This window comes from Microbacterium sp. (assembly GCF_029263575.1).
Taxonomy (GTDB): domain Bacteria; phylum Actinomycetota; class Actinomycetes; order Actinomycetales; family Microbacteriaceae; genus Microbacterium.
In genome coordinates this window covers 1-25,386 of the sequence record NZ_JAJUFV010000028.1, presented here as the reverse complement: position 1 = coordinate 25,386, position 25,386 = coordinate 1, and the positions used below count along the sequence as shown (strand labels likewise).

Here is a 25,386-nt window from a genome sequence, read left to right as displayed (position 1 = left end):
GGGCCTTCCCGGAGCGATGCCGACGGTGAACGAGACGGCGATTCGCTCGTCGATCAGCTTGGGGCTCGCGCTGGGCTGTTCGATCGCCCCGTCGAGCCGCTTCGCACGGAAGAACTACTTCTACCCTGACCTGGGCAAGAACTATCAGATCTCGCAGTATGACGAGCCGATCGCTTACGAGGGCTCTGTCGAGGTCGAGCTCGAAGACGGCACTCTGGTGACCGTTCCGATCGAGCGCGCCCACATGGAAGAAGACGCGGGCAAGCTCACCCACATGGGTGGGGCCACGGGGCGCATCCAAGGCGCCGAGTACTCGCTCGTCGACTACAACCGCGCAGGTGTGCCGCTGGTCGAGATCGTCACGAAGACGATCTTCGATACGAACGACCGCGCGCCCGAAGTTGCGAAGGCGTACGTGTCGACGATTCGCGATATCGTGCGCAGCCTCGGCATCTCCGAGGCTCGACTCGAACGGGGAAACCTCCGCTGTGACGCCAACGTGTCGCTGCGGCCGCGAGTGGCGGCGGGCGAGGCGCCGGCTCCGCTGGGGACACGCACGGAGACGAAGAACGTGAACTCGATGCGTTCTGTCGAGCGCGCCGTGCGCCACGAGATTCAGCGCCAGGCTCAGATCCTCGCTGACGGCGGCACGATCGTTCAGGAGACGAGGCACTGGCATGAAGACACCGGCACGACGTCGCCGGGACGCCCGAAATCGGATGCCGATGACTACCGGTACTTCCCCGAACCTGACCTGCTGCCGGTGCAGCCCGCGGCAGAGCTGATCGATCAGCTTCGTGCGGCTTTGCCCGAGCAGCCCGTCACGCGACGGCGCCGGTTGAAGGCCGAGTGGAACTTCACCGATCTCGAGTTCCAAGACGTTCGCAACAGCGGACTCATCGACGAGGTCGAGGCGACTATCGCCGCTGGCGCGGCGCCTGCCGCAGCACGCAAGTGGTGGACGGGTGAGATCTCTCGCCTGGCGAACGCACAGGATCGAGAGCCCGCAGAACTCATCAGCGCTGAGAGCGTCGCAGACCTGCAGAAGCTCGTCGACGACGGGACCCTCACAGACAAGCTCGCCCGGCAGGTGCTGGAGGGCGTCGTGGCGGGCGAGGGAACGCCGCAAGCGGTCGTCGATGATCGCGGGCTGGCGGTCGTCTCGGACGATGGTGCACTGATCGCGGCGATCGATGACGCACTGGCGGCGCAGCCTGACGTGTTGGCCAAGATCAAAGACGGCAAGGTTCAAGCCGCCGGCGCGATCATCGGCGCGGTCATGAAGGCGATGAAGGGGCAGGCCGATGCCGCGCGCGTGCGCGAGCTAATCCTCGAGCGCGCCGCGCAGTAGCGACCGGCTCGCACCCGGTGAGCCTGTCGAAGGCCCGAATGTCGGTCCTCTCGGCGACAATGGATCCATGGGGCGTGGCGACGGACGAGGGCGGCTCGTTTCAACAGACGACGCCGACGATACCGGCACGCGCATCTTGCATGTCGATATGGACGCGTTCTACGCGGCTGTCGAGGTGCTCGATGACCCTTCGCTGGCCGGGCTTCCCCTCATCATCGGCGCTCCCGACGGTCGTTCGGTGGTATCCAGCGCATCGTACGAGGCGCGTCGCTATGGTGTGCGCGCGGCTATGCCGGTCGGCCAGGCGATGCGGCTGTGCCCGAGCGCGCGGATAGTCCCGCCGCATTTCGACCGCTATCAGGCTGTCTCGCGAGAGGTCATGGCGATCTTCGAGTCGATCACACCGCTGGTCGAGCCCCTGTCTGTCGATGAGGCGTTCCTCGACGTGCTGGGAGTCCGGCGGCTGTGGGGGAGCCCTGGCGCGATCGCCCGTCTCGTGCGCGAGCGGGTGCAGGCGGAGGTCGGCATCTCATGCAGCGTCGGCGTTGCGGCGACCAAGCATGTCGCGAAGATGGCGTCGACGATGGCCAAACCCGACGGCATGCTGATCGTCCCCGCAGCCGCCACGCTCGATTTTCTCGGTCCGCGCTCGGTGCGTGCGATGTGGGGCGTGGGCCCGAAGGCATCTGATGCTCTCGAGGCACGCGGCATCCGTACGATCGGCGATATTCGCCAAACGCCGCAGGCGACGCTCGATCGCGCGGTGGGGGCGGCGCTGGGGGCGCGAATCGCCGAACTGGCGCGCGGCGAAGACTCGCGGGCCGTCGAGACCGAGCGAATCGAGAAGAGTATCGGTCACGAAGAGACCTTCGACATCGACGTGAGCGACCGCGAGTTCCTTCGAGCCGAACTGCTGCGCCTCGCTGACCGCGTCGCCGTTCGGTTGCGTCGCGCCGAGTGGGAGTGCGCGACCGTGGCGATCAAGATCCGTTTCGACGACTTCACGACCGTGACGAGGTCGCAGACGCTGACCGAGCCGACCTCGGTGGGCCAGCGCATCGGCGAGGCCGCCCAGAGCCTGTACGAGAACATCGACCGCAGAGACCCCGTGCGCCTGGTCGGCGTGCGCGCCGAGAAACTGCGGCCAGCGGGCGGCGGGGCCTTCGCCCTCTGGGACGACGATGAGCACTGGCGCAAAGTCGAAGGAGCCCTTGACGACGCCCGAGCTCGGTTCGGCAACGCCACAATCACTCGGGCTCGCCACGTCGGGCGGGGTGCCGGCCGTGGTTCGCCGCAGCATCCGAAAGCTCACGGTGTCGATTGAGCTCCCATCTGACGCGATCGTCGACTAGCGTGGGGGCATGCCGAACATCGCACTGGACCTCGGAGAGCAAGTTGCCTCATTTGGCGTGAAGAGCGCCTACGGTGAGCCGCAGGACGTCGACGGGGTGAGCATCACTCCCGTCGCGCTGACGTGGTCAGGTTTCGGCGGCGGCGCTGACCAGGACAACACCGGCGGCGGCGGAGGCGGCGGTATGTCGATTCCGTTGGGCGTCTACGTTCGACGCGAGGAGGGGATGCGCTTCGAGCCGAACCTGGTGACTCTGCTCGCCGTTGCGATTCCGTTCGTATGCGTCGCCGGCCGCGCTCTCGCCCGCGTCATCCGTGCCCTCAAGAAGTAGTGACCCGCTGACGCACGCGCTGAAGCGTGCTGCCGCGCAGATCATCGACGCGACCGTCGAGGTGGCAGCGGCGAATCCGGTCGTTCTCATCGACGGCCGCGCGGGGGCAGGAAAATCGAGCCTGGCGCGGCTCGTCGCGGCGAACTGGCCGCTGGCCGGGCGCCCACAGCTCATCGCGCTGGATTCGATCTACCCGGGCTGGGACGGTATGGACGCCGGAGTCGAGCGCGCCCTGCATGACGTTCTGCGTCCACACGCCCGGGGGCTCTTGAGCACGTGGCGCCGTTGGGACTGGGAACTGGCTGGCGAGGCCGAGGCTCACGCGGTGACGCCCGCTCTCGGTGTGATCCTTGAAGGTTGCGGCGCGCTGAATCCGGCCACCGCGCGCTTGGCCGACGTACGCGTGTGGGTCGAAGCGCCGACCGGATCGCGCAAAGAGCGAGCGCTCAGTCGCGATGGCGACGCATTCCGACCGCATTGGGACCGCTGGGCGGCGCAGGAAGAGCGCCATCTGACCCGTCATGACCCGCGGGGGCTGGCGAGCATTCAGGTGTCGCTGCCGTAGCGCCGGATCAGGCGTCGCCCGTCTCATGGGCGTCGGCGAGTTCGACGAGCCTGTCCAGCCGGTAGCCAAGCCAGTCGTAGACACCGAATCGCGCGTTCTCGGCGTCATGGTCGTCGTCTGTGCCGATGTTCAGTCGTGTGGCGATCACGAGACGCAGCGTGGTGAGGGTCCGCAGCCACGCGTCCAACGCTGACAGCGCGATGCGTATCTCGTGCTCTTGGGTGTCATGATCGTCATCGCCCACTGTCGTCAACGCGGGGGCGAGCGCGGCGCGCACGACCTGCGCGTCGGCCCGTCGCCGGTCGATGAGATCATCACGCGTGGCGTCGGCGAACTCGGCGGATGCCTCGTCATCGTCCGGATACACATCCGGAGTGAGACGGCGCACGGCAGGATCGGATGCTGCCTCTGCCCGTCCGATCACCGTGAGCAACTGGTCGATGAGCTCGGTGAGGTGCACGATCTCTAGGGTGGCCAGACGGATCGTGAGCTCGGCGGCGCTCATCTCGGTGCCTTTCGAACCGTGGCCCACAAACCGTAGTCGTGCATGGCCCGGGCGTGGGCTTCCATCGCTTCGCGCGGGCCCGTGGCGACGATGGCGTGCCCGTCGTGGTGCACGGCCAGCATGAGCTGATTCGCGCGTTCGGCGGAGTATCCGAAGTAGGTGCGAAACACTCGGGCGACGTAGCTCATCAGATTCACCGGGTCATTCCAGACCAGCATCTGCCACGGCTCCAGGGGAGCGGCCGTCAGGTCGACGATCTCTTCGACATCTGGGCCCACCACCGGCATGCTCACGCCCACCCCAGCTGGTGCAGCTGCTCATCGTCGATGCCGTAGAAGTGCGCGATCTCGTGGACGAGGGTGGTATGCACTTCATCGCGAAGCTCGGCTTCGTCGTCACACTGAATGAGATGGGGCTCGCGATACACGACGATACGGTCGGGCAGCTCGCCCATGCCGTACTGTCCGCGCTCGGTCAGTGCGAGACCGTCGTAGAGTCCGAGCAGATCGAGGTTGCCGTCTTCGGGGCGGTCTTCGACCACGAACACGACGTTATCGAGGCCGTCGACCATGTCATCGGGCAACCGATCCAATTCGTCGACGACGATCTCTTCGAAAGTCGCGGCATCCATGTCCATCATCATCCAGCGGTCAGCAAGTCAGGGCATCAGGACTGTTGCCGCTCTCGCTCTCCCAGCGAATATCGCCCACGCGCACATCGACGGTGCCCTGGGCGATCATTAGGAACGGCGTGTTGACATTCTTGGCATCGAGTCCGCTGTCGGCGAAGCACGCGGCAGGGATGACTATCTGCGTTGTCTCATTCGGTTCGAGCGTGCCGACGACAGCGGTGATATCGACGGTGCCTGCGCAGGGAAACGTGCAGTGTGCGGCGATCTGAGCAACGCTCGCCGCCCCCGACAAGAGCGTGAAGTCGAAGACGAGCGCCCCGTCCGCGGCAGCGAGCTCGGTCAGGTCGACGGTCTCGTCCTGCAGCTGCGCATAGAACTGGGACAACCAATCGGTGGATGACCACGTCGCGTGCATGTCCCCGTTCGTCGTCCTTAGGCTAATCCCGGGCATCTGCGCGAACCCAGTGCGGAAATCAGCGACTCCCCAGTCATTCGCCGTGCCGGCAGCGGCGATATACCAGTTCATCCCCGCTGCGGTATCGCCGTCCGAGAACACTGGCACCACGGTCTCGGGTTCTGCGTCGGGATCCGGGGGAGGCGACGCGGGCTCTAGCTCCGGCGAGGGACTGGACTCCGACTGGGGCTCCGGTGTGGTCTCGGCGGGGTGAGCCTCCGGAGAGGCTGTGAAAGGCGGAACGATGATTGCGGTGGCGAGGGCGCCGACGACGACCGCGGCTGCACCCAGGACGCTCGCCGATCGACGAGACAAAGGCCAGAGCCTGAGTCGATCGGCGTCGTCTGATTCTGCAGCGCTGTTCGTCGACGGGGTGACTGTCGCCAAGGCGTCCGCGGATCGTTGGTCAGACTCGGCGCGCGCGCGCGCCGCGTGAGCGGCGCCGAGCGCTACGGTCAGCTTCGGGTGATGCATCGTACGCACAGGTCGTCCGAGTTCCGAGAACTCGGCTGCGACGAGCGGAATGCGCGCCGCTCCCCCCGTGAGCACCACGCTCGTGACGGTGCTTTCGTCGATCTCAGCCGAGGCGATGGTCCGGCGCAGCGCCGCGACGGCGAGCCGTACGGAGGGACGAATGAGCCGTACGAACTCTTCACGTGTTACGCCCACGCGCTGCGTGCCGTCGGGGAGAACCAGCGAGACAGTGGTCTCGCGGCGCATTGACAGAGATTCCTTCGCCTCGCTGCAGGCGGTCTCAATATCAGCCAGCAGCGCGCTTTCGGCAGGGTCGGCAGGATCGAGGGCGGAGATCTTCCCGCCGACCTTCTGATCCAGCAGCGTGCGCACGGCCTCGTCGAAATCGACGTTTCCAACGTGATGCGTGTCTTCCGGAGTACCGAGCACGCCGAAACCGTCTGATCCTTTGCGTAGCAGCGTGGCTGTCGCGGAGTCGTCGCCGACATCGACGATGGCGACGACATCACCGTCGTTCACGTGTCCTTGCGCCTCCAGGTGCATGCCAGCCGCGACGGGCTCTGTGATGATCGAACGCACGGTGAGGCCGGAGATATCGGCGATTCGCGCGAAATGCTCCGATCGGTACGGGCCCCACGTGATCGGATACGTCAGCACGATGGCTGTTGCTGGTTCACCGCGCTGCTGTTCGACTTCGGCGACGATATCGCGCAACTGTGCAGCCAGGAATTGCTCGGGCGTGTACTGAACACCGGCGATGACCAACGGTGTCGGATCTCCCAATCGCTTCTTGAACCGACGGACGAGCCGCGACGGCTCGGTCCCGCCCGCGCGCAGCGCAGCATCGCCGGTGAGCAGCGAGCCGTCAGGCGAGGCGTAGACAGCAGAAGGAACGACGAGCAGGGGTGAGAGTTGAGCGGCGTGGGTTCCAACGTTGTCGGCGATCGCGGCGGCGGCGAAAGTCGCGCCGAGATCTACGCCAAGTGAGTAAGGCATTCTTTCCATCCGTTGTGAAGCCGAGGGTGCGACTCTGGGCGTGGACGTCTGAGCGCTAGTTTAGGAGACATTGGTGTCGTCGGGGTCATGGAAGCGCGGCATTGCGCCACGACCACGCTAACCTCGGACTCAGATGATCCACGTGCGGGCGTTGAAAGGAGCCATCGGGATGAGGCAACCATGCGGGTAGCGGTGGCGGATGACGCGACTCTCTTCCGCGACGGCCTCGTGATGCTGTTGCAATCGGCAGGTCACGATGTCGTATCCACACATTCGGACGGAGATTCCCTGTATGAGAGTCTGTCGACCGCGCCACCGGATGTCGCGCTGCTTGATATCCGGATGCCGCCCGGCGACGAAGGCGGGCTGACGACGGCGCGGCGTATTCGTCTGCATCATCCGCACGTCGGGCTGCTGCTGCTCTCGCATTATTCCGAGACCCATTACCTGCGCAGCATGCTCGCCATCGGTACCGAGCGCATCGGCTATCGCCTCAAGGACCGCATCGTCGGCGTTAAGATGCTCGACGACACACTGGCGCGGATCGAGGTCGGAGAGATCGTCATCGAACCGATGCTCGCGAGGTCACTGGCCGGGGCGGACGCTCAGCAGTCCGACCCGCTCACGTCGAGTCTGGCCCCGCGAGAGCTCGATGTGCTCCGGCTGATGGCGGAGGGCCAGTCGAACAGCTCGATCGCCAGAGAACTTTTCGTGTCGGTCAAATCCGTAGAGAAACACGTTGCGTCGATCTTCGTGAAGCTCGACATTCCCGGTGACGCGAGTGTTCATCACCGGAGAGTCCTCGCCGTGCTGACCTATCTGCAGTCCCGTCGTGTCGGTGGCGAGAGGGCGTAGCGATGTCGATGACGCGTGCGCAGCGCGCTGGCGAGATCGTGGCGTCGCATTCACGCGAGCAACTTGTCGACGCTCTGCTGGAGAATCTGTCGATCGCGCTGACGGATGGCCGAGGAGCGGCCCCTGACATTGCTCTGCTCAGGCGATTCGACGACGGGTACGAGCAGCGAATCGCCGCCTGGCCGCGCGTGAGCGTTGCGAGTTCAGCGTCGCCCGAGCAGGTCTCCTACGAGGTGCCGAACTTCGGGGTTCTCCGCATTTTCGCGATGCCCAGACGTGCAGCCCGTCACCGACGCCTTGTAGACGAGACCATTACGTGGCTCGGCGCGATCATGCATGCAACACCGCCGCGGCGTCGTCTGGACAAGGCCCGTCATGATGCTTCCCGTGCTCAGACCGCGGTCGAGGCTTTCGAATTGCGGATAGCCCGCGCGCGAGAGAGCGAGCACATGCGTCTTGTCGAATCGCTGACGACCGATACAGCGCGTGATCTGGAAGATGTCAGAGCGCAGCTGTCGTCATCCGAGGTTTCGTGGTCATCGGTGTCATCCGCGATGAGCGCGATCATCCAGGATTTTCGCACAATCGTTCGTGGCGTTTTCCCAGCGATGCTGCCGGAACGCGGAGCGGCGGAGACGCTGCGGGAGATTGCGGCCGGTTTGCCTGTCGCCGTCGAGTTTCGCGGAGATCTTGGCCGGCGCGCCGGCTGGGAGATCGAGTCGAGCTTCACCCAGACGGTCGCAAGCGTCTTGAGTGCCGTTTCGACATCATGCCGGTCGGTTCAGCTCGTGTTCGAGCGCGACGGGGCACTGCGCGCGAGGGTGAAGAGCGCGGAATCCGGCGACGTGACCGTCCTCGCAGCCGCGCTGTCAGCCGACCGCGAACGGATCGAGGCACTGGGCGGTGCGTTAGCGATCACGAGCACCGCTGGTGCCGGGTTCGAGATCGTGGTGACGGTGTCTGATCACAGTGAGGTGAGCTGGCTACCGCTGAGCAGAAGCCAATTGTCATCGCGCCCCGTGCACGTCCGGGTCACCGCCCTGTTGGAGTCTGCGCGCCTTTCGGAAGACGAAATAGCTCCGTGGCGGGCCGAGCTGTTCGCCCCCATTCGGCTGCTTGTCGTGAAAAAGGCTCTGCCGACCCTGATGCCCGGAGTCGAAGCTGTGCTGTGCGAGAGCGAGCCCGATCGACTGCTCGCCGAGCAGCTGCGTGACCCGTTCGGCCCGTGGGGCACGATCGATGCCGTGGTCTGCGCCGATCCGCACGACGCGGAGTTCGTGAGCAGGCTGTCCGACGGCGTCTTGTTGTTCTCGCGAGAGACGCCAGTGGCGGATGCGGTGGCGTCGTTGTCTGCACGAGCGCCGGTCATCGCAGCGCGTCGGGCATTGAACCGCATCGCTGATTATGCACGCCGGCACCCGGACTCAGTTGGGTTGCGTTGGCAGGTCGATCACCTGACGGCGGGATCGCATGAACTGGTCGAAGATCGGCTGCTCGATGAGCTGGCGCGCGGCGATGCTCCCTCTGTCGTCGATGATCAGGCTGCGCGCCTCCTCGGTCTGTATGGCGGGGACCGGTGCGTTCGTCTCGGTCTCGACGAAGAAGCATCCGAGCCGATCATCGAAGCCGAACTCGACGCCCGATTGGAACGGTGGCGGTCGATTGTGAACGGCACCGAACTCGATGCTGCGAGTCGAGCCGCTGCTGAGGTCGTCCTCGGCAGCGCCACACGACTGCTCATGGGCTGAGCGTTTGCGTCAGTAGCGTATCCACGCACTCACCCGGGTGCCTTTGCCAGGAGCCGACTGCACGTCCAATACACCGTTAGCCGCTTGCAATCGCTGTGCCAGTCGCGAGAGACCACCGACTCCGTCCTTGCGGACGATGAACCCAGGACCGTTGTCACTGATCGACACTGTGACCCGGTCGCCCTTCATCAGCGCGTCGACATTGATCCGGGCACCGGGGGCATACTTCTGAGCGTTACTGACCGCCTCCAGCGCTGTGAAGTACAGCGCCGACTCGACAGCGGGCATCAGCCGAGGAAGATCGGCGTGCACGCTGATGCCCGACTCGGAGAGGGCGTGGAGGGCACCGCTGAGCCCATTGTCTGCCAGGGTTCGGGGGAGCACCCCGCGGGCGGTGGCAAGCAACACACTCTCTGCTGAATCAAGTTGCGAGCGCGCGGCGCGGCGGCGCTCGAGCTCGCCGGTCTCGCCCTGCTGGTGCTCAGCCACCGCTATGGCCAGTTGCACGGCGACGAGATGATGTTGAGCGCCGTCGTGCAGGTCGCGTTCCAACCGCCGACGCTCTTGCGCCATATCGATGCTTGCTCGCCAGCGGAGGTCATCGAGGCGTCGCACAGCGTCGTTGCGCAACCGCTGGGCTTGCTCCTTGGCCTCGGTGTACGCGAGCGGCTCGACCAGGATGAGCAGCGGCTGCCACTGCTGCGGTGTGAGCATTGCGGACGGCGGTGAGATCGCGATCACGATCTCGGGATCGTCGCTGAGTGCGCACCTGATCGGGTCGGCGGCGCGCCCGCGTGGCGACGACCACTCGTACGTGCGCGTGCCGACGGTCAACTCGCACCACCGAGCGCGAAGCGTCTGCCCGACCAGGCGGATGAGATCACGTGGGTCGGTCTCGTTCGCGTTGAACGCTGCCGCAAGCTTGCCGACAAGCTCTTTGTCTCTTCGCATGAGGAGACGCTATCAACATCGATGGCGGGCGGATGCTGCGTGACGAAGAGGAGTGGGGTCCCTGCGTAGAAAGTTCTCAAACCCCACCCCGAAGCTGAAATCGTTGATTTCTCGCTGGAAACGAGGGCGATACTGGGTATCGCGGCGGGCCGATAATACCCCGATTCACGACGTACGAGGGCCTTGCGTAAGGAGGATTGGAAAACCTCAAACCTTTCTCACCCCCCGCAGAAGTAGATCGACTTGTTGACGATTACCTCACTGGTTTCAGCGTCGGATACCTGGCTCAGAGGTATGGTGTGCACCGTGCAACCGTCTCGAAGCATCTCACCCGGAGCAACGTCGTGCGCCGCCAGCACGGCCTCACAATCGAGGAAGCCGCAGAGATAGTGAAGCTGCACGGCGGTGGCATCTCAATGCGCGCTATCTCACGCACTCTCGGTGTCGACCGTAAGCAGGTTCGCATCTCCTTAGTCGCAGCTGGTGCACTCGTCGATCAAGCCTCGACTATGAGAATTTAAACGAAGCCTTCCTCGACAAGCACACAACCGCTCTCGGTAATGACATGGGCCTGGCCTGAACCGCCAACGACTCGGCTCCAACTCTCAACCAGCAATCGACCCTTGAATATCGACATCGAGAAGCCGCCGTACATACCTGGATAACCAAAGTACAGATTGTCCAATGTCTCCAACGCGATGATCTCGGAAGGGATTGGCCGAATCTTTACGGGCTCCAAAGACTCGGTACGTTCCTGAATCAGTTCAGATAGGTACTTGTCCCATGCAGCAAACTTTCGCAACTCGTTGTCGCTCGGATCACGCACGGTCAGCGCATCAGCAAGATGCTGATGATTGCGTTTCAAAGCAATATCGATTGGACGATCGCCTTCAGCGTTCCGTAACGAACGCCATGCTCCGCGCCGGATGAGTTCATCCACGACCTCCGATGAGGCGCCGAGCCAAACTGCCTGGTGAAGTGGTGTGAACCAAGAGTCACCAGCGATTCTCCATTGATTTACGCCCAGAAATCGCTCTCGATCAAGAAGACGAAATACCGCCTCCCAATTGCCGACTTTGGCAACGTCCGCAAGACGATTGATGTTGTCGACGTGACTCTCCCTGAGAAGTCCCGCCTCTATCACGCCTGGCCAATCAACTTCCAACTGCCACCCTACGCTCGACATTCGGACGGTGTAACCAGAAGTACTGCTGCCGGATCTACATCACTTGCCGTTGCAAGAGTCGGCAACTCGGCAGAATCAAGACCAGCAAGTTCAAGTGCTGCCTGTCCAGCTAAGTGAGCCGAACGCACAGACGGGACTGCTGCACGGATAGGTGACAGTTCTAGTCACGCCGCCAGTGCGACGGCACTCGATCTCCTCTGCAACCCGTCAGACCTTGACCGAACCTTTTGCGACCGGCGCACGGCAAAGTAGCGCTTGGTACTTCTCAACGGCTTCTGCCATTCGCTCTACAAGTCTGGGTCGGAAGACGAACTGCTTGAATGTCGGTGAGTAAAGGCAGTAGCGCGGCGATCTGCGGAGCGCTGTCGATGTGATCCGACTCTGACGCAAGACGCTCGGCACCATCAAGACGAACCTGTCTTGGGCGTTCGCCTATAACGTGGCAGCGATTCCGGTCGCAGCGTTCGGTATGCTCAACCCAATGCTCGCCGGCGATGGCGTTCTCGAGCGTCTTCGTCGTTGGCAACAGCCTGCGTCTGCGCGGCTTCACGTCCATCACCAAGCAGGCTGCCTAGCACACCGGGCCCGGTCGCCCAGCCGAGAGAAGACACCCATGACGAAGCCACACGCGGGCCACGGGCACGACCACGGGCCTCACAGTGGCCACGAGCACCATGAGCGCACTGGGCACGAGGATCACGATGGTCACGCTGGCCACATCGGCCACTGCGGTCACGGCGGCCACGGCGATCATGTGGCACAGTTTCGGCGCCTGTTCTGGGTGAATCAGGTGCTCGCGGTGCCAGTCGTCGCGTTCTCGCCAATGTTTGCCATGATCCTCGGCTATTCAGTACCAGGCTGGGCCACCTTGATCGCACCTGTTATCGGCACCGTGATGTATGTCTGGGGCGGCTCCCCATTCTTGACGGGCGCGGTGAGCGAAATCAAGGCCCGCAAACCGGGCATGATGCTGCTGATCGCCCTGGGCATCACCGTGGCCTTGCTCGCATCGTGGGGCGCAACACTCGGGCTGTTGCATCACGAGCTCGAATTCTGGTGGGAACTCGCGCTGCTGGTGGTCATTATGCTGCTCGGGCACTGGATCGAGATGCGTTCGCTCGCCCAGACCACTTCTGCGCTCGACTCTCTCGCGGCGCTTTTGCCCGACGAAGCCGAGCGGGTCGAGGGTGAAACGGCCGTCACGGTGAGCCCGGCGGAGTTGCGCGTTGATGATCTCGTGATCGTGCGCCCGGGCGGCAGCGTGCCGGCCGACGGCATGATTGTTGACGGACGTGCGGCCATGGATGAATCGATGATCACCGGCGAATCGCACCCCGCGACCCGCAGCGAGGGCGATGCGGTGACCGCCGGCACGGTCGCGACCGATTCGGGGCTGCGGGTCAGAGTCACCGCCATCGGAGACGACACGACACTTGCCGGCATCAACCGACTCGTCGCCGACGTACAGAACTCGTCGTCTCGTGCGCAGCGCATCGCCGACCGGGCTGCAAGGTGGCTGTTCTGGTTCGCCCTCGCCGCAGCGGTCATCACCGCGATCGTTTGGATGCTCGTGGGCGACCCAGATGCGGCCGTGATGCGCACCATTACCGTGCTAGTGATCGCCTGCCCGCACGCGCTCGGCTTGGCGATTCCGCTCGTGGTTTCCATCGCCACCGAGCGCGCGGCTCGCGGCGGGGTGCTCGTGAAAGATCGTCTCGCGCTCGAGACGATGCGCCAAGTCGACGCGGTGCTCTTCGACAAGACGGGCACACTCACCAAGGGCGAACCGGTTGTCACCGGTGTCGCGCCAGTCGGCGATGTTGACGAGCACGCCCTGCTGGCCCTGGCCGCCGCGGCCGAGGCCGACAGCGAGCACCCCCTCGCCAAAGCGATCGTCGCCGCGGCGAGCGACCGAGGCCTCAGCCTTGCACCCGCCACCGGGTTCTCTTCTTCACCGGCGGTTGGCGTCACCGCCACCGTGGCCGGCCACGAGATTCGGGTCGGTGGGCCCCGGCTTCTGGAAGAAACCTGGCAGCCCGAGATCGGTGCAGCCGATGCCTGGCGGGCCGAAGGTGCCATCATTCTGCATGTCGTTCGTGACGGAATCATGATCGGCGGGCTGAAGCTCGCCGATGAGATTCGCCCGGAGTCGCGCGATGCCCTCGCCGCACTGCATCGGCTCGGTGTTGAGGTCGTGATGATCACCGGTGACGCTGCAGCCGTCGCGGGGGAGGTTGCTCGCGAACTCGGTATCGACCGTGTGTTCGCGGGCGTGCGCCCCGAAGATAAGGCCGCGAAGGTGGCCGAGTTGCAGCACGAAGGCACGGCTGTCGCGATGGTCGGCGACGGTGTCAACGATGCCCCCGCCCTCGCGCAAGCCGATGTTGGTATCGCTATCGGGGCGGGCACCGATGTGGCAATCGCGTCGGCAGGGGTGATCCTCGCCAGCTCTGACCCGCGTTCGGTGCTCTCAGTGAACGAACTCTCACGTGCTGCCTACCGCAAGATGAAACAGAACCTGTGGTGGGCGGCCGGGTACAACCTGATTTCGGTGCCGCTTGCCGCCGGTGTGCTCGCCCCCGTCGGGTTCGTGCTGCCGATGTCGGTCGGAGCGATTCTGATGTCGCTGTCGACGATCGTCGTGGCGCTGAATGCCCAGCTCTTGCGCCGCATCGATCTCAGCCCAGAAGCCAGCACTCGCGCCGTGCTCGAACGCACGAACTGACCTCACGCAGCCCAGGATCAGCACAAGTCATCAACCACTGAATCGCACGCGTCGCACCACGGGTATATCGGTGATAAGAAGCGCTACCTGCAGCGCATGAAACGAATCGAAGGTTTGGCCCGGGGCATCGCGAACATGATCGACGAAGAGCAGTACTGTATCCACATTCTGACCCAGGTCAGTGCGCTCACCCGCTCGCTGCAGGGGGTGGCGACGGGGCTGCTCGACGATCACCTGAAGCACTGTGTGCTCGATGCCGCCAAGCTTAGCGACGAGGCCGCCCACGAGAAGATTCAGGAGGCCACTGCCGCGGTCAACCGGCTGATCCGATCGTGACTGTGTGAGTCGGCCTCGCGGGTTAGCCTACCGGCACTTCCCGCCGAGCAGGGCTCTCGCGCCGCGCACCCCGGTGCGTTCGGAGCGCGCGGAGCGCCGACAGAATGGCCACAAGGTCAACAATCTCTTGCAGCAGCGCTCCCACTACCGCCGGCAAATAGCCGAATGCGGCGACGAGCATCAAACCGACTGAGATGATGATGCCCATCCAGATCGACTGCAGGGCGATCTGCACCGTGCGCCGCGAGACATAGGCCACATCTGCCACTCGCGCGATGTCGTTCGAGGTGATCACCGCCGCTGCTGACTCGCTCGCGACCGTTGCACCCCTGCCCGCCATCGCAACACCGACGTCGGCGGCCGCCAGCACCGGGGCATCATTGATCCCATCGCCGACCATGAGTACGGGTCTCGGCCGCATCGCCTGCACAATCCGCACCTTGGTCTGGGGAGTGGTCTCAGCGTGCACCGTCTGAATGTCGACCGCGTGTGCGACAGACTCCGCGGTCGACGTGATATCACCGGTCACCATCGCGATCTCGGCTACGCCTGCTCGGCGAAGACGGGACACCGTGTCTGCAGACTGCTCACGAATCGGGTCGGACAAGATGATCACTCCGGCGAGCTCGTCACCGACCGATACGTAGACGGCCGTCTCCCCAGCTGAGAGTACGGGTCGATCGATCGGCCCGGTCACCTCTTCGATAAATGAGGGCTTGCCCACTCGCACCGAAGTGCCGTCTGCCAGGGAGGCGAGGACACCGTTTGTTGCCACCTCGTCGGCCGTCACCACTTCGGGAAGCTCAAGTTGCTGTGTGCGTGCCGATGCCACGATCGGATCGGCGAACACGTGCACGGAGTACTGCTCGGCGGCGGCCGCGAGCTGCAGCGTCTCGTCTACGGTGCGAGCAGCAGGGTGAATCTCGACGACGTCGGCTTTACCTTCGGTCAAGGTGCCGGTCTTGTCGAATGCGACTGCACGGACCCGGGCGAGCACCTCTAACACGCCACCGTCTTTGATGATGACGTTGAGCTTTGCCGCGGAACTCATCCCGCCCATAAACGCGACCGGGGTGGCGATGAGCAGCGGGCACGGCGTCGCCACGACCAGCACCTCGGCAAATCGCACCGGGTCCCCGCTGAGAAACCACGCGAAGCCCGCAATCAGCAATGACACAATGGTGAACGGCACCGCATAACGGTCGGCGAGTCGCACCATCGGTGCCCGGGAGTCCACGGCCTCATCGACCAACCGTACGATCGAGGCGTAGTTCGAATCGGCTGCCACCTTCTGCGCGCGCATCGTGAAGCTCGTCGTGCTGTTGACCGTTCCAGAAAGCAGTGGGTCGCCCGCGTGGTAGTTCACCGGGATCGGTTCACCGGTCACGGATGATTCATCAATCGTCGCGTGATTCGATAGGAGCACCCCGTCGACGGGGAGGATCTCTGAGGAGCGCACCAGCAGTTCGTCGCCGACTTTCACCTCTTCGATCGCGATGCGTTCGACCTCACCTGTTACCGGGTGAATTCGACCCGCGAATGCTGGGGCTCGGCTCAACAGTTGGTCGAGTTCTCGGCTCGCGCGGCGAGCGGCGAGGTCTTCGAGTGCTTCCCCTCCGGTGAGCATCAACGCGATGATGAGCCCCGCGACATATTCCTGTACGGCGAGTGTCGCGATCATGGCGATGACCGCAAGAATGTCGAGCCCCCAATGCCCGCGCATCAGATCTTTGAACATGTCGATCGCGGTGATCACGATCACGATACCGAGCACCAAGTATGCGGTGACCCCGAGAGCCATCTCTGCGCCGGTCAGCCAGAGCATAACCCCGGTCGCCAAACCGACGAGCACGAACATCATGAGCTTGCGGTTGCGAAGAAATTCCCCCGTCGATGACATTGCGTGTGACGCTTCCGAGGTACGTGGGGCGATGGTCTGGGCTGGCACGGTGCTGTTCTCAGTCTCTCTTCGAGAGGGTTGAGAGTGCGGTGAGCGCGGTCACATCAGTGATCGTGATCCGCCCCTGTTCCTGTTGTGAGATCACCCCGGTGTCGGTGAGTTTGCGAAGTTGCCGACTGAGGGACTCTGGTGTCGTGGACAGGAGCGAAGCGATGTCCTTCTTTGCGAGCGGCAGCGTCACGTAGATAGCTCCTCGCGGCCCTGGCGTCGCAGGGAGCGAGAGCAGGTAATCGGCGAGACGAGAGCTCACGTTTCCCAAGATGACAGAAGCCAGCCGCGCCTCAGTATCATCCAAGCGCTGACTCACTCCTTGCAGCATGCGCAGCCCGATGCTCGGATGCTTCTCGACGAGACGCCCGAGATCGGCATGACGGAACACGCACAGTTCGGTATGCACGAGCGCTTCTGCTGCGTGATCGGGTCTCGTGCCGGTGAGAAACGCGGATTCTCCGATGAAGTCGCCCGGACCGAGGACCCGGATCACCTGCTCGTGCCCAGCCGCACTTGTACGAGCGATCTTCACCTGACCGGTGTGCACAACCATCAACTGCGACATATCCGAGCCTGCTGTATACGCCTGCTCGACAGCGTCTAATCGGACGGTACGTGCAAATCCCGCAACTTCCACTTGCTGCGCATGTGTGAGCCCTTGAAACAGTGGTACACGGGCCACGCAGAGATCATTTGCTGGATCAGCATCCACATCGGTTGAAACAGCCAACGGCATCCTTCCCTTCCCTTCTAGTATGGCGACTCGTGGCACAACACACGCGCTTCAGCTGAAGCCAGGGGTGGCGCGTGCAGTGATGTACGCGTGTGGCGTCCGCGGGTTCGAGCGCTGCCCGATCACCTCGAACCCGGCGTGGGTGAGGGCTTCGACCATTTTGTTCATCGGCCACCGGTATGCGGCGGCGATCGGATGGTCGAATGCCTCCCGCCGCGGCCCCGCGAAAAAGGACATCAGCAGCGATCCGCCGTCACCCAGCCGAGTGCGCAGTGTTGCGAGCGCGTGTAGGAGCTCTTCTGAGCTCATGTGAATGGTCGAATACCAGGCGAGGATCCCGCCCCAGCGGGTCTCGCAACGGGCGAGATCTTCGATGGAATCGTGATGGAACACAACCGCGGGATGTCTGGCTCGGGCAATCGTGATGAGGCGATCCGATGGCTCGAGCCCTTCCACCGTGTGTCCGAGGCGTGCGAGGTGACCGGTCCAACGCCCGGTACCCGCGCCGACATCAAGAATGGGGCCATCGACTGCCGCGGCCCACGGCTCGATGACCGCACGGTCAGGGTCATCCGGTGAGATCTCGGCGCCGAGAATGCCCTCGATATCAACCTCAGGCGACCCGTATGCATCGGCCACCCGGTTTATTGAGGCCACAGGATCAGACGTCCGTGCTGCTGTGAATACGGCGTCCGTCGGTGCCTCAGGCCGCTGGGTCATGGTTCGATGATCACTTTGCCGGCAGTGTGCCCAGCCTCCACCATGGCGACGGCCTCCGCAGCCCGATCGAGACTGTACCGGTCCGTCACCTGCGGGTCGACGAGACCGTACTGGGCGACGCCGGTGATCTTCTCGAGCCCTTCACGCGTGCGCACGACCGCTACGCCACCGAGTTGCTGCACGGTGGTCGGGTCTGCGGTACTGATGATGACGCTCGGGTTTTTGGCGACGACCGCGAGATCACGAAGCGCCTGCCCACCGACCAGGTCGATGAGCACATCAACACCCTCCGGCGCGATGGCACGCACCCGGTCAGCCGCACCCTCCCCGGAGGCAACGAACGTCGCACCGGTCGACTCCACCAGTTCCTGCTTCGCTGCACTGGCCACACCGATGACCGTGAACTTGTGCACATTGCCGATCTGCGCCGCCATCAGCCCGACCCCACCTCCGGCGCCAAGAATCAGCATTGTCTGACCAGGTTCCAGCTCGATCTGATGCGTCACGTCATACGCAGTCGCCCCTGCGACAGGCAGTGCTGCAGCGTCAGCAAAGGAAAGCTCTTCGGGCTTCTGGACGGTTTGTGCCGCATCCAACACCGTGTGCTTCGCGAACGTTCCCTGTCCTTTGGCCGCGAGGCCAAGCACCATGTCACCGACAGCGAAGTTCTCGACCTCTGCGCCTACGGCGGTGACGACACCGGAGGCCTCTCGGCCCATCGGTGCGGGAAGCGGCCAGTGGGAGCCCATCTGCCCCGCACGGATCTTCCAGTCAGCAGGGTTCACCCCGGCCGCTTTCACTTCGATCGCGAGCTCTCCAGGCCCAGGCGCCGGAGCGGGGCGTTCAACGAGTTCCTGCGTCTCGGGGCCGCCATAGGCGGCGAAGACCAGCGCTTTCGACATTATTGACTTCTCCTCATTCTCCAGGTGAGTGACACTTACGTGGTTGCCTGTGGTGGAGCGTCTTCACCCGAAGCCTCTGCCGCATCAGCGAGTTCCTTCGTGGCATGCTCCGCGTCGATTGCGTGCTCCGGAGGTGAATAGACGGTGTAGAGCACCAAAGGCTCATCGCCAGTGTTGCGGAAGTTGTGGCGAGTACCGGCCGGGACAGCGCACAGGTCGCCAGCATCAACGGTGTGCGTCTCGCCGTCAAGGTCGGCCTCTCCGCTGCCCGACACAAAACTCAGCAACTGGTCGGTGGTGTCATGCACCTCGTCGCCGATCTCCCCGCCCACCGGAATCGTCATCGCAACGAGTTGGGAATGCTTTCCCGTCCAGAGCACCTGACGAAAATTCGTGTTTGCTTTCGCGACCTCGTCGATGATGAAGTGCGTCGCCTTCTCGCCGACGCTGAACTGGTTCTCACTCATGTGTGTGGTCCTTTCTTAAGATGGAAGTTCGGATGGACTCTGGGCCGTGGCTGGTTCGACCGGACGGCCTGTTTCATGTGCGGCTCGGGCGCGTTCACTCCTCGACAACGCAGTGGCTCCTTGGGTGTTGCGCAGCAGGCGCATCGCGTTGAGGATTACGATGAGCACCGATCCCTCGTGCACGAGCATGCCGATAGCCATCGTGACACCCCCTGCGAAGACCCCGACGAGCAGCACGACAACGGTGATGAGCGCGATCCAGATGTTCTGGCGCATGACGTTCACAGTGCGTTTGGCGAGGCTGATTGCTTCGGGCAGTTTCAAGAGGTTGTCGCCCATCAGGGCAATGTCTGCCGTCTCCACGGCCACCGCTGAGCCCGCTGCACCCATGGCAACACCAATGTCGGCGGTCGCGAGGGCCGGGGCGTCGTTCACGCCGTCGCCCACCATCGCGACCGTGTGCCCCTCGCGCTGCAACCGCGCGACAGCGTCGAGCTTGTCCTCGGGTAGCAACGAAGCATGGATCTCATCGATACCGACCGCCTCACCGATGGCTTCGGCGACAAGGCGCGTATCTCCGGTGAGCATCACCACCTTCTGCACCCCGCTAGCGTGCAAGCGCCTGATCATCTCGGGGGCATCCTCGCGGATCGTATCTGCGACACCGATTACGCCAAGCACGCTCTCATCGACCGCGACAATCATGGGGGTCTTGCCTGCCGCTGCCAGTTTGTTCGCAGCCACAGCCGCCCCCGCGTCGTTCACGATCCCGTACTGTTCGAGCAGCGGCACGTTACCGATGAGTACCCGCTGGCCGTGAGCGTCGGCCACGATCCCCTTGCCCACGACCGGTGTGACCGATCCCGGAAGGCCCTCGGGGGCCACTCCTTCTTCTCGTGCGGTGTCGAGGATCGGGCGGGCAAGTGGGTGCTCGGACCCTGCTTCTGCGGCGGCTGCCCAGCGAAGCACCTCGCGCCGATCCGCTTCAGGATTGAGCACAACGATGTCGGTGAGTACCGGGCGGCCCTCGGTGAGAGTTCCCGTCTTATCGACTGCGACGGCCGAGATCTTGGCCGAGGTTTCGAGGTACTCGCCGCCCTTGATGAGAATCCCGTTGCGGGCCGAGCGGCCGATTCCCGCTACGATCGCCACGGGAATCGAGATGACGAGCGCGCCCGGGCAACCGATCACGAGCAACGTGAGGCCGAGCACTACGTCACCAGAGATGAGGCCCGCCGCAAGCGCGAGTACCATCACCGCGGGCGTGTACCACTTCGAGAATCGGTCGATGAATGCCTGCGTTTTCGCTTTCGCATCCTGCGCTTCTTCGACACGGTGAATGATGCGCGCGAGCGTCGTGTCGGCTCCGATGCCGGTCGCCATGACCTGTAGGAATCCGCCCCGCGAGATCGTGCCCGCAAACACGTGATCTGACTTCGTCTTTTCGACAGGGATCGACTCACCCGTGATCGATGCCTCGTCGATCGCTCCGGTGCCTGACACGACCTGCCCGTCGACGGGAACTTTCGCTCCGTTCTTTACGAGCACGATCTCGCCCATGCGCACCTGATGTGCGGCGATCTCGACCTGCTCACCGTCGCGCATCACGACTGCAACGTCGGGGGCCACCGCGACCAACTCAGCGAGCGCTGCACGGGTCTTGTTCATCGTGCCGGCTTCGAGTGCGTGACCGATCGCGAAGAGGAACGTCACGGCGGCAGCTTCCCAGAAGTTGCCGATGAGTGTCGCGCCGATCGCTGCAATCGATACGAGCAGGTCGATACTGATGAACTTTACGAGCAGTGCCCGGACGGCCTTCACGACGATTCCGTACCCCGCGACAATTGCTGCGGCGAGCATGAACGCGTTCGCAAGGGTAAACACATGACCAGAACCGTGGGCGTGTTCGCCAGCGTCGATCCACCATTGCGGACCGACCGTGACGTTCCAGCTGCCGCCGAAGAGCTTTTCGACGCCGAACGACACGAGAATGAGGAGGCCCGAGACAACGGGAATGAACCAGTTGCCATACCGCCACTTACGGAACTCGTTCACGAATGTGCCGCCTTTCGAATTGGTGAACTTAGTGCGTTATGAGCCGTTTGGCTAGAACGCGGAGGCCTTCGACTTATAACCGGCCTTATCGACAGCAGCAATGAGATCGTCGACGGAACTTCTTGTCTCATCGTGGTCGATCTCAACGCGACCCGAGGCGAAGTGCACCGTCACGTTCTCGACGCCATCGAGCTTGCCGACCTGCTTCTCGATCTTGGTCACGCACGACGGGCACGAGAAACCCTCGGCGCGCAGCAGAGTGTGGGTGGTGTCAGTAGCGTTCGCCATGATGAGTCCTTTCGCTTCACCCCGAAACGGGGATCGACCAGGAGGTTCCTGGCCTTCACGGCCCAGACTATTGTGTTGACAGAGCCTCAGCCTTGACCTAGATCAAGTCGTGCTCGGAGCTCCTCTCTGTGGCTCACCAGCTACTTGGGTGCTGTGAGTTCAGCAAGTGATTCCTCTTCAAACAATGTTGGGTTTGTCACCATCCGCTTGACAAGCTCCGCAACAATCTCTGGTGGCAGCTTCGCGGCTGACGAGCGAGCGCGACCGTCTCGACGACGAGCGAATGAAACTGTTGCAAGCCCACTACGCGGGGGCGGTACCGATCGACCTGTTGAAGCAGGAGCAGGATCGCATCGCGAACCAGATCGGTGACATTGAACACCGGCTCGAAGCGCACCATGACGAGTATGCGTCAGCACGGGCGAACCTCGATGATTCGCTCGGGCTGCTCGCCAACATCGTGAGTGTGTACCAGCGCGCTGATGAGGCAAACCGACGGCTGTGTAACCAGGCGTTTTTCCATCGGATCTTCATCGAGGAAGACGGGGATGTGCGGGTCGAGTACGAGCGGCCCTTCGGTTCACTCTGCGACACGGAGGAGCAGATGAACGCGTTGAACTGGGCGGCTGAAGCGAAAAAGAAGGGAGAGGTTCAACCCGGACAAAGAGTGGTGACTCTTGTCGAGGGTTTGAACCTCTCCCATTTGGGGTGGCTGACGGGGCTTGAACCCGCGACCCCCGCGACCACAACGCGGTGCTCTACCAACTGAGCTACAGCCACCATGCGCCCGCGTCAGCAGGCAACTCGAAAAGTCTATTACACGTCGGGCGTGAACGACGAAACGACGCGTTCCGAGAGCGCGCGTGCTTCGTCTGTGGTGGGCCCGGGCTCGCTGACAAAAACCGCTTCGCGGTAGTAGCGCAGTTCACGGATCGACTCGAGGATGTCGGCGAGAGCGCGATGGCCGCCATCTTTTGGCGGTGCCTGGAAGAACACACGCGGGAACCAGCGTCGAGAGAGCTCTTTGACGCTCGACACATCGACATTGCGATAGTGCAGCCACTGGTCAATCGCGGGCATGTACTTCGCGAGAAACATGCGGTCTGTTCCGATGGTGTTTCCGGCCAGGGGCGCTTTGCGCTCCAGCGGTACGAACTTCTTGATGTACTCAAGCGTCTGCTCTTGCGCGTCGGCCAGCGAAACACCGTGCGGAATCTCTTCGATGAGCCCCGATGACGTGTGCATCGCGGTGACAAAATCGTTCATGTTCGCCATCGCGGAATCGTTGGGCTTGATGACGATCTGGAAACCTGGGTCGAGGACGCGGAGCTCGAAGTCGGTGATGACGACAGCGATCTCGACGAGCTCATCGTGTGCGAGATCGAGGCCGGTCATCTCGCAGTCGATCCAGACGAGACGGTCGTTCTCTGATGCAGATGCCATGTGATCATCCTAATGAGGCGGCAGACATTGGCCTGTTGGCGCTAATCTAGAGGTGTCTGCCTTCGTAGCTCAGTGGAAGAGCAACGGCTTTCTAATCCGTCGGTCGCAGGTTCGAATCCTGCCGGGGGCACTACAGCTCTAGCCATTACGCAGCGACTGCACAGCATCGTCTGCACGCCAGAACTCGCCCACGAGGCGGAAGATTCCCGTGGTGAGGTGCAGGCGTTCGGCGCGGTAACGCAGGCCGAGCGGATCGACCACGATCCGCAGATGGCCGATGACGCGTCCTGAGGGGTCTTCGACGCGCCAGAGACGCTCGGCCGCGCGGACGAGTCGCTCGCGTGCAGAGCTGAGTTGCGGTCGTGCGTAGGCGAGTGCGGGCAATGTGGTCTGTGTGTCGAGCATCGTCATCTCCTTCTGAATCGAACATATGAGCGACCTCGGACATTTACTCCTTCAGGCCGAGCCATGTGCTCTGCACCGAGTGCCGAGTTCGCGCAGTTCTCCACAGCAGACGCGATTGCGTCCGCGGAATGTCCCGCTCGACGTGCACGCTGTTGTCATCCGGGCAGGTCCCGGCTCAGACAAGGAGAGACAGATGAGTGACACCGTGACGATCTTGGGACGTGTTGGCGGGGATCCGAATCGCAGCGAGACGGCGGGTGGGGTGCCGATCGTGAAGTTTCGTGTTGCCAGCCCGCAGCGGCGATTCGATAACCAGACGCAGCAGTGGGTGGAGACCGGCACGAATTGGTACAACGTGTCGGCGTTTCGGCAGCTCGCCGATCACGCGAAGGCGTCGCTTCGCCAGGGCGAGGGGGTGATCGTGACCGGGCGACTGAAGTTGCGCGAGTGGGAGAGCGGCGATCGCAAGGGGATGAGCGCCGATATAGATGCAGAAGCCATCGGGCACGACCTTCGGTGGGGCGCGAGCGCCTTCATCAAAGCGAACAGGCTTCCAGCCGGGCAGGGGGCGGAGATCAACGCAGCGGCGTTCGCATCGAATGACACCGCCGAGGTCGATGTGCCGGACGATGCGAGCGACATCGTCGGTGACACGGACACAGTAGCGGATGAAGCATCGGATGCGGTCGGCTCCTCGGACGTATGGACGGCGAGCATCTGATGTTTCGGCGACATCGACGTTGGCTGGGGCGGTTCGGTGCGCGATAGGGCGAGGGAAAGGGCGGCGAGCACACGTAGGATTGCTGTGTGACTCGTCGCCCCGCATCCATCCGCGAACGCGCTGTGCTCATGGCGGCGGCAACCGCCGCCATAGCGACAATGATCGTCGGCTGTGCTCCCGAATCCGGTCCAACGCCGGAACCCTCCCCGAGCTCTGATCAGACGCCAGTGGCGAGTCCGACTCCGGTGGAGCCGTCCTATCACGCAGACGGTACAGCTGAAGACAACCTGCCGCTGTTCACCGCTGTCACGCAGCAGGTCTGGGCGTCAGAGGCCAAAGGTTCATCGCGTGCCTACATCGACGCGCTCATCGCTGCTGGATTCGATCGTGCTGACATGCAGGTGACGAAGGACCACTCAACCGTCGGCAACCCCGCAGAGAGTCTGCAGTTTTCGGTGAGCTGGGGCGAGGATCACTGTTTGATCGGGCAGGTGGGGCCATCGACAGGCGATCCGGTCACCGCCGTCATGGATCAGCTGCCCGAAGGGCGCTGCCTGATCGGCAACACAGAGCCGATCGATTGGTGAGCAAGAGCCGGTAGGCTGGATTGTCGATCTTCGGCGCATAAATAAGGAGCGGTTTTCGGTGGCTGAGTACATCTACTCGATGGTTCGAGCACGCAAGGCAGTGGGCGAGAAGCTGATCCTCGACGACGTGACGATGTCGTTCCTTCCAGGAGCGAAGATCGGCATGGTCGGGCCCAACGGTGCCGGTAAGTCGACGATCCTCAAGATCATGGCCGGACTCGACCAGCCCTCTAACGGCGAAGCGAAGCTGACGCCCGGGTACAGCGTCGGCATCCTGATGCAGGAGCCTGAGCTCGACGAGACCAAGACGGTTCTGGAGAACATCCAAGAAGGTGTCGCGATCAAGGCGAAGGTCGATCGATTCAACGAGATCTCGGCGCTCATGGCCGACCCTGACGCCGATTTCGACAGTCTGCTCGCCGAGATGGGCGTCCTGCAGGAAGAGATCGACGCAGCTGACGGCTGGGACCTCGACTCGCAGCTTGAACAGGCGATGGATGCTCTCCGCACCCCGCCGGGAGACGCCGCGATCGCCCCGCTGTCGGGTGGTGAGAAGCGTCGTGTTGCTCTCGCGAAGCTTCTGCTGCAGAAGCACGATCTGCTGCTGCTCGAAGAACCCACGAACCACCACGACGACGAGAGCGTACTCTGGCTC

General features: G+C 63.2%; 28 protein-coding genes, 2 tRNA genes and 1 pseudogene. 13 read left to right on the top strand and 18 right to left on the bottom strand.

The window, feature by feature from the left end:
- The 4 genes from gatB to Q1J95_RS04890 form a co-directional block, all read left to right on the top strand.
- A partial coding sequence (gene gatB / locus Q1J95_RS04905; protein ID WP_300266177.1) for an Asp-tRNA(Asn)/Glu-tRNA(Gln) amidotransferase subunit GatB occupies positions 1–1,351 on the top strand: 1,351 nt, incomplete at its 5' end.
- 67 nt (positions 1,352–1,418) lie between these two features.
- Positions 1,419–2,675 carry a DNA polymerase IV gene (dinB, locus tag Q1J95_RS04900; protein WP_300266176.1) on the top strand — a complete coding sequence of 419 codons (1,257 nt, stop codon included), beginning with the start codon at positions 1,419–1,421 and terminating at the stop codon, positions 2,673–2,675.
- Between the two features lie 37 nt (positions 2,676–2,712).
- A complete protein-coding gene (locus tag Q1J95_RS04895) occupies positions 2,713–3,033 on the top strand; it encodes a hypothetical protein (RefSeq protein WP_300266175.1) in 321 nt (106 codons plus the stop codon).
- The gene (locus Q1J95_RS04890) at positions 3,017–3,598 is read left to right on the top strand and encodes a hypothetical protein (protein ID WP_300266174.1); all 582 of its coding nucleotides are present in this window, start codon (positions 3,017–3,019) and stop codon (positions 3,596–3,598) included. The genes Q1J95_RS04895 and Q1J95_RS04890 overlap by 17 nt, the downstream gene beginning before the upstream one ends.
- Before the next feature lie 7 nt (positions 3,599–3,605).
- Here the strand turns inward: Q1J95_RS04890 and Q1J95_RS04885 are convergent, their stop codons facing one another.
- Genes Q1J95_RS04885 through Q1J95_RS04870 form a run of 4 tightly spaced genes read right to left on the bottom strand, consistent with a single transcriptional unit; the run spans position 3,606 to position 6,658 of the window.
- Positions 3,606–4,103, bottom strand: a complete 498-nt coding sequence (locus Q1J95_RS04885) for a DUF2017 family protein (protein WP_300266173.1) — start codon at positions 4,101–4,103, stop codon at positions 3,606–3,608.
- On the bottom strand, positions 4,100–4,390 hold the full coding sequence (gene clpS, locus Q1J95_RS04880) for an ATP-dependent Clp protease adapter ClpS (RefSeq protein WP_300266180.1): 291 nt from the start codon (positions 4,388–4,390) through the stop codon (positions 4,100–4,102). The genes Q1J95_RS04885 and clpS overlap by 4 nt, the downstream gene beginning before the upstream one ends.
- Positions 4,391–4,392: 2 nt before the next feature.
- Positions 4,393–4,743, bottom strand: a complete 351-nt coding sequence (locus tag Q1J95_RS04875) for a metallopeptidase family protein (RefSeq protein WP_300266179.1) — start codon at positions 4,741–4,743, stop codon at positions 4,393–4,395.
- 10 nt (positions 4,744–4,753) lie between these two features.
- Positions 4,754–6,658 carry an Hsp70 family protein gene (locus tag Q1J95_RS04870; RefSeq protein ID WP_300266172.1) on the bottom strand — a complete coding sequence of 635 codons (1,905 nt, stop codon included), beginning with the start codon at positions 6,656–6,658 and terminating at the stop codon, positions 4,754–4,756.
- A 180-nt stretch (positions 6,659–6,838) separates the two neighbouring features.
- Between Q1J95_RS04870 and Q1J95_RS04865 the strand changes: the two genes are divergently transcribed.
- Complete coding sequence (locus Q1J95_RS04865; RefSeq protein WP_300266171.1) at positions 6,839–7,513, top strand: response regulator transcription factor; 675 nt, start codon at positions 6,839–6,841, stop codon at positions 7,511–7,513.
- A 2-nt stretch (positions 7,514–7,515) separates the two neighbouring features.
- Positions 7,516–9,261, top strand: a complete 1,746-nt coding sequence (locus tag Q1J95_RS04860) for a hypothetical protein (protein WP_300266170.1) — start codon at positions 7,516–7,518, stop codon at positions 9,259–9,261.
- A gap of 9 nt (positions 9,262–9,270) precedes the next feature.
- Here Q1J95_RS04860 and Q1J95_RS04855 read toward each other — a convergent pair whose 3' ends face one another.
- On the bottom strand, positions 9,271–10,212 hold the full coding sequence (locus tag Q1J95_RS04855) for an ATP-binding protein (protein WP_300266169.1): 942 nt from the start codon (positions 10,210–10,212) through the stop codon (positions 9,271–9,273).
- 517 nt (positions 10,213–10,729) lie between these two features.
- The gene (locus Q1J95_RS04850; RefSeq protein WP_300266168.1) at positions 10,730–11,398 is read right to left on the bottom strand and encodes an ankyrin repeat domain-containing protein; all 669 of its coding nucleotides are present in this window, start codon (positions 11,396–11,398) and stop codon (positions 10,730–10,732) included.
- 343 nt (positions 11,399–11,741) lie between these two features.
- Between Q1J95_RS04850 and Q1J95_RS04845 the strand changes: the two are divergent.
- Positions 11,742–11,973, top strand: a pseudogene (locus Q1J95_RS04845) (hypothetical protein); the annotation flags it as partial.
- Here the strand turns inward: Q1J95_RS04845 and Q1J95_RS04840 are convergent.
- On the bottom strand, positions 11,970–12,152 hold the full coding sequence (locus Q1J95_RS04840; protein WP_300266167.1) for a hypothetical protein: 183 nt from the start codon (positions 12,150–12,152) through the stop codon (positions 11,970–11,972). The pseudogene Q1J95_RS04845 and the gene Q1J95_RS04840 sit on opposite strands and share 4 nt — an antisense overlap.
- A gap of 114 nt (positions 12,153–12,266) precedes the next feature.
- On the opposite strand from Q1J95_RS04840, the gene Q1J95_RS04835 reads away from it, so the two are divergent.
- Positions 12,267–14,123 carry a heavy metal translocating P-type ATPase gene (locus Q1J95_RS04835; RefSeq protein WP_300266166.1) on the top strand — a complete coding sequence of 619 codons (1,857 nt, stop codon included), beginning with the start codon at positions 12,267–12,269 and terminating at the stop codon, positions 14,121–14,123.
- 66 nt (positions 14,124–14,189) lie between these two features.
- On the top strand, positions 14,190–14,459 hold the full coding sequence (locus Q1J95_RS04830) for a metal-sensitive transcriptional regulator (RefSeq protein ID WP_300266178.1): 270 nt from the start codon (positions 14,190–14,192) through the stop codon (positions 14,457–14,459).
- A gap of 22 nt (positions 14,460–14,481) precedes the next feature.
- On the opposite strand, the gene Q1J95_RS04825 is transcribed toward Q1J95_RS04830, so the two are convergent.
- From Q1J95_RS04825 to orn, 10 genes are all read right to left on the bottom strand, one after another.
- Positions 14,482–16,359, bottom strand: a complete 1,878-nt coding sequence (locus tag Q1J95_RS04825; protein WP_300266165.1) for a heavy metal translocating P-type ATPase — start codon at positions 16,357–16,359, stop codon at positions 14,482–14,484.
- Positions 16,360–16,417: 58 nt separating this feature from the next.
- Positions 16,418–17,182 (bottom strand): Crp/Fnr family transcriptional regulator, encoded by a 765-nt coding sequence (locus Q1J95_RS04820; RefSeq protein ID WP_300266164.1) that lies wholly within the window; start codon positions 17,180–17,182, stop codon positions 16,418–16,420.
- Between the two features lie 12 nt (positions 17,183–17,194).
- A complete protein-coding gene (locus Q1J95_RS04815) occupies positions 17,195–17,863 on the bottom strand; it encodes a bifunctional 2-polyprenyl-6-hydroxyphenol methylase/3-demethylubiquinol 3-O-methyltransferase UbiG (protein ID WP_300266163.1) in 669 nt (222 codons plus the stop codon).
- The gene (locus Q1J95_RS04810) at positions 17,860–18,765 is read right to left on the bottom strand and encodes an NADP-dependent oxidoreductase (protein WP_300266162.1); all 906 of its coding nucleotides are present in this window, start codon (positions 18,763–18,765) and stop codon (positions 17,860–17,862) included. The genes Q1J95_RS04815 and Q1J95_RS04810 overlap by 4 nt, the downstream gene beginning before the upstream one ends.
- A gap of 35 nt (positions 18,766–18,800) precedes the next feature.
- Entirely contained in the window at positions 18,801–19,232 is a 432-nt protein-coding gene (locus Q1J95_RS04805) for a cupin domain-containing protein (RefSeq protein WP_300266161.1), read from the bottom strand.
- A 15-nt stretch (positions 19,233–19,247) separates the two neighbouring features.
- Positions 19,248–21,287: a cation-translocating P-type ATPase gene (locus Q1J95_RS04800; RefSeq protein ID WP_300266160.1), complete on the bottom strand. Its 2,040-nt coding sequence runs from the start codon at positions 21,285–21,287 to the stop codon at positions 19,248–19,250.
- Between the two features lie 51 nt (positions 21,288–21,338).
- Positions 21,339–21,575, bottom strand: a complete 237-nt coding sequence (locus Q1J95_RS04795) for a heavy-metal-associated domain-containing protein (RefSeq protein ID WP_017791819.1) — start codon at positions 21,573–21,575, stop codon at positions 21,339–21,341.
- Between the two features lie 196 nt (positions 21,576–21,771).
- A complete protein-coding gene (locus tag Q1J95_RS04790) occupies positions 21,772–21,975 on the bottom strand; it encodes a hypothetical protein (protein WP_300266159.1) in 204 nt (67 codons plus the stop codon).
- A gap of 304 nt (positions 21,976–22,279) precedes the next feature.
- A tRNA-His gene (locus tag Q1J95_RS04785) sits at positions 22,280–22,355 on the bottom strand.
- A 36-nt stretch (positions 22,356–22,391) separates the two neighbouring features.
- Complete coding sequence (gene orn / locus Q1J95_RS04780) at positions 22,392–23,018, bottom strand: oligoribonuclease (protein WP_300266157.1); 627 nt, start codon at positions 23,016–23,018, stop codon at positions 22,392–22,394.
- Positions 23,019–23,076: 58 nt separating this feature from the next.
- Between orn and Q1J95_RS04775 the strand changes: the two genes are divergently transcribed.
- Positions 23,077–23,148, top strand: a tRNA-Arg gene (locus tag Q1J95_RS04775).
- Between the two features lie 8 nt (positions 23,149–23,156).
- Here the strand turns inward: Q1J95_RS04775 and Q1J95_RS04770 are convergent.
- Positions 23,157–23,423 carry a hypothetical protein gene (locus tag Q1J95_RS04770; RefSeq protein WP_300266156.1) on the bottom strand — a complete coding sequence of 89 codons (267 nt, stop codon included), beginning with the start codon at positions 23,421–23,423 and terminating at the stop codon, positions 23,157–23,159.
- 193 nt (positions 23,424–23,616) lie between these two features.
- Here Q1J95_RS04770 and Q1J95_RS04765 point away from each other — a divergent pair, with 193 nt between their 5' ends.
- The 3 genes from Q1J95_RS04765 to Q1J95_RS04755 all read left to right on the top strand — a co-directional run.
- On the top strand, positions 23,617–24,144 hold the full coding sequence (locus Q1J95_RS04765; RefSeq protein WP_300266155.1) for a single-stranded DNA-binding protein: 528 nt from the start codon (positions 23,617–23,619) through the stop codon (positions 24,142–24,144).
- Between the two features lie 86 nt (positions 24,145–24,230).
- Positions 24,231–24,731: a hypothetical protein gene (locus Q1J95_RS04760; RefSeq protein ID WP_300266154.1), complete on the top strand. Its 501-nt coding sequence runs from the start codon at positions 24,231–24,233 to the stop codon at positions 24,729–24,731.
- Positions 24,732–24,789: 58 nt separating this feature from the next.
- Positions 24,790–25,386 (top strand): ATP-binding cassette domain-containing protein (locus Q1J95_RS04755; RefSeq protein ID WP_300266153.1); only part of this gene is annotated, 597 nt, incomplete at its 3' end.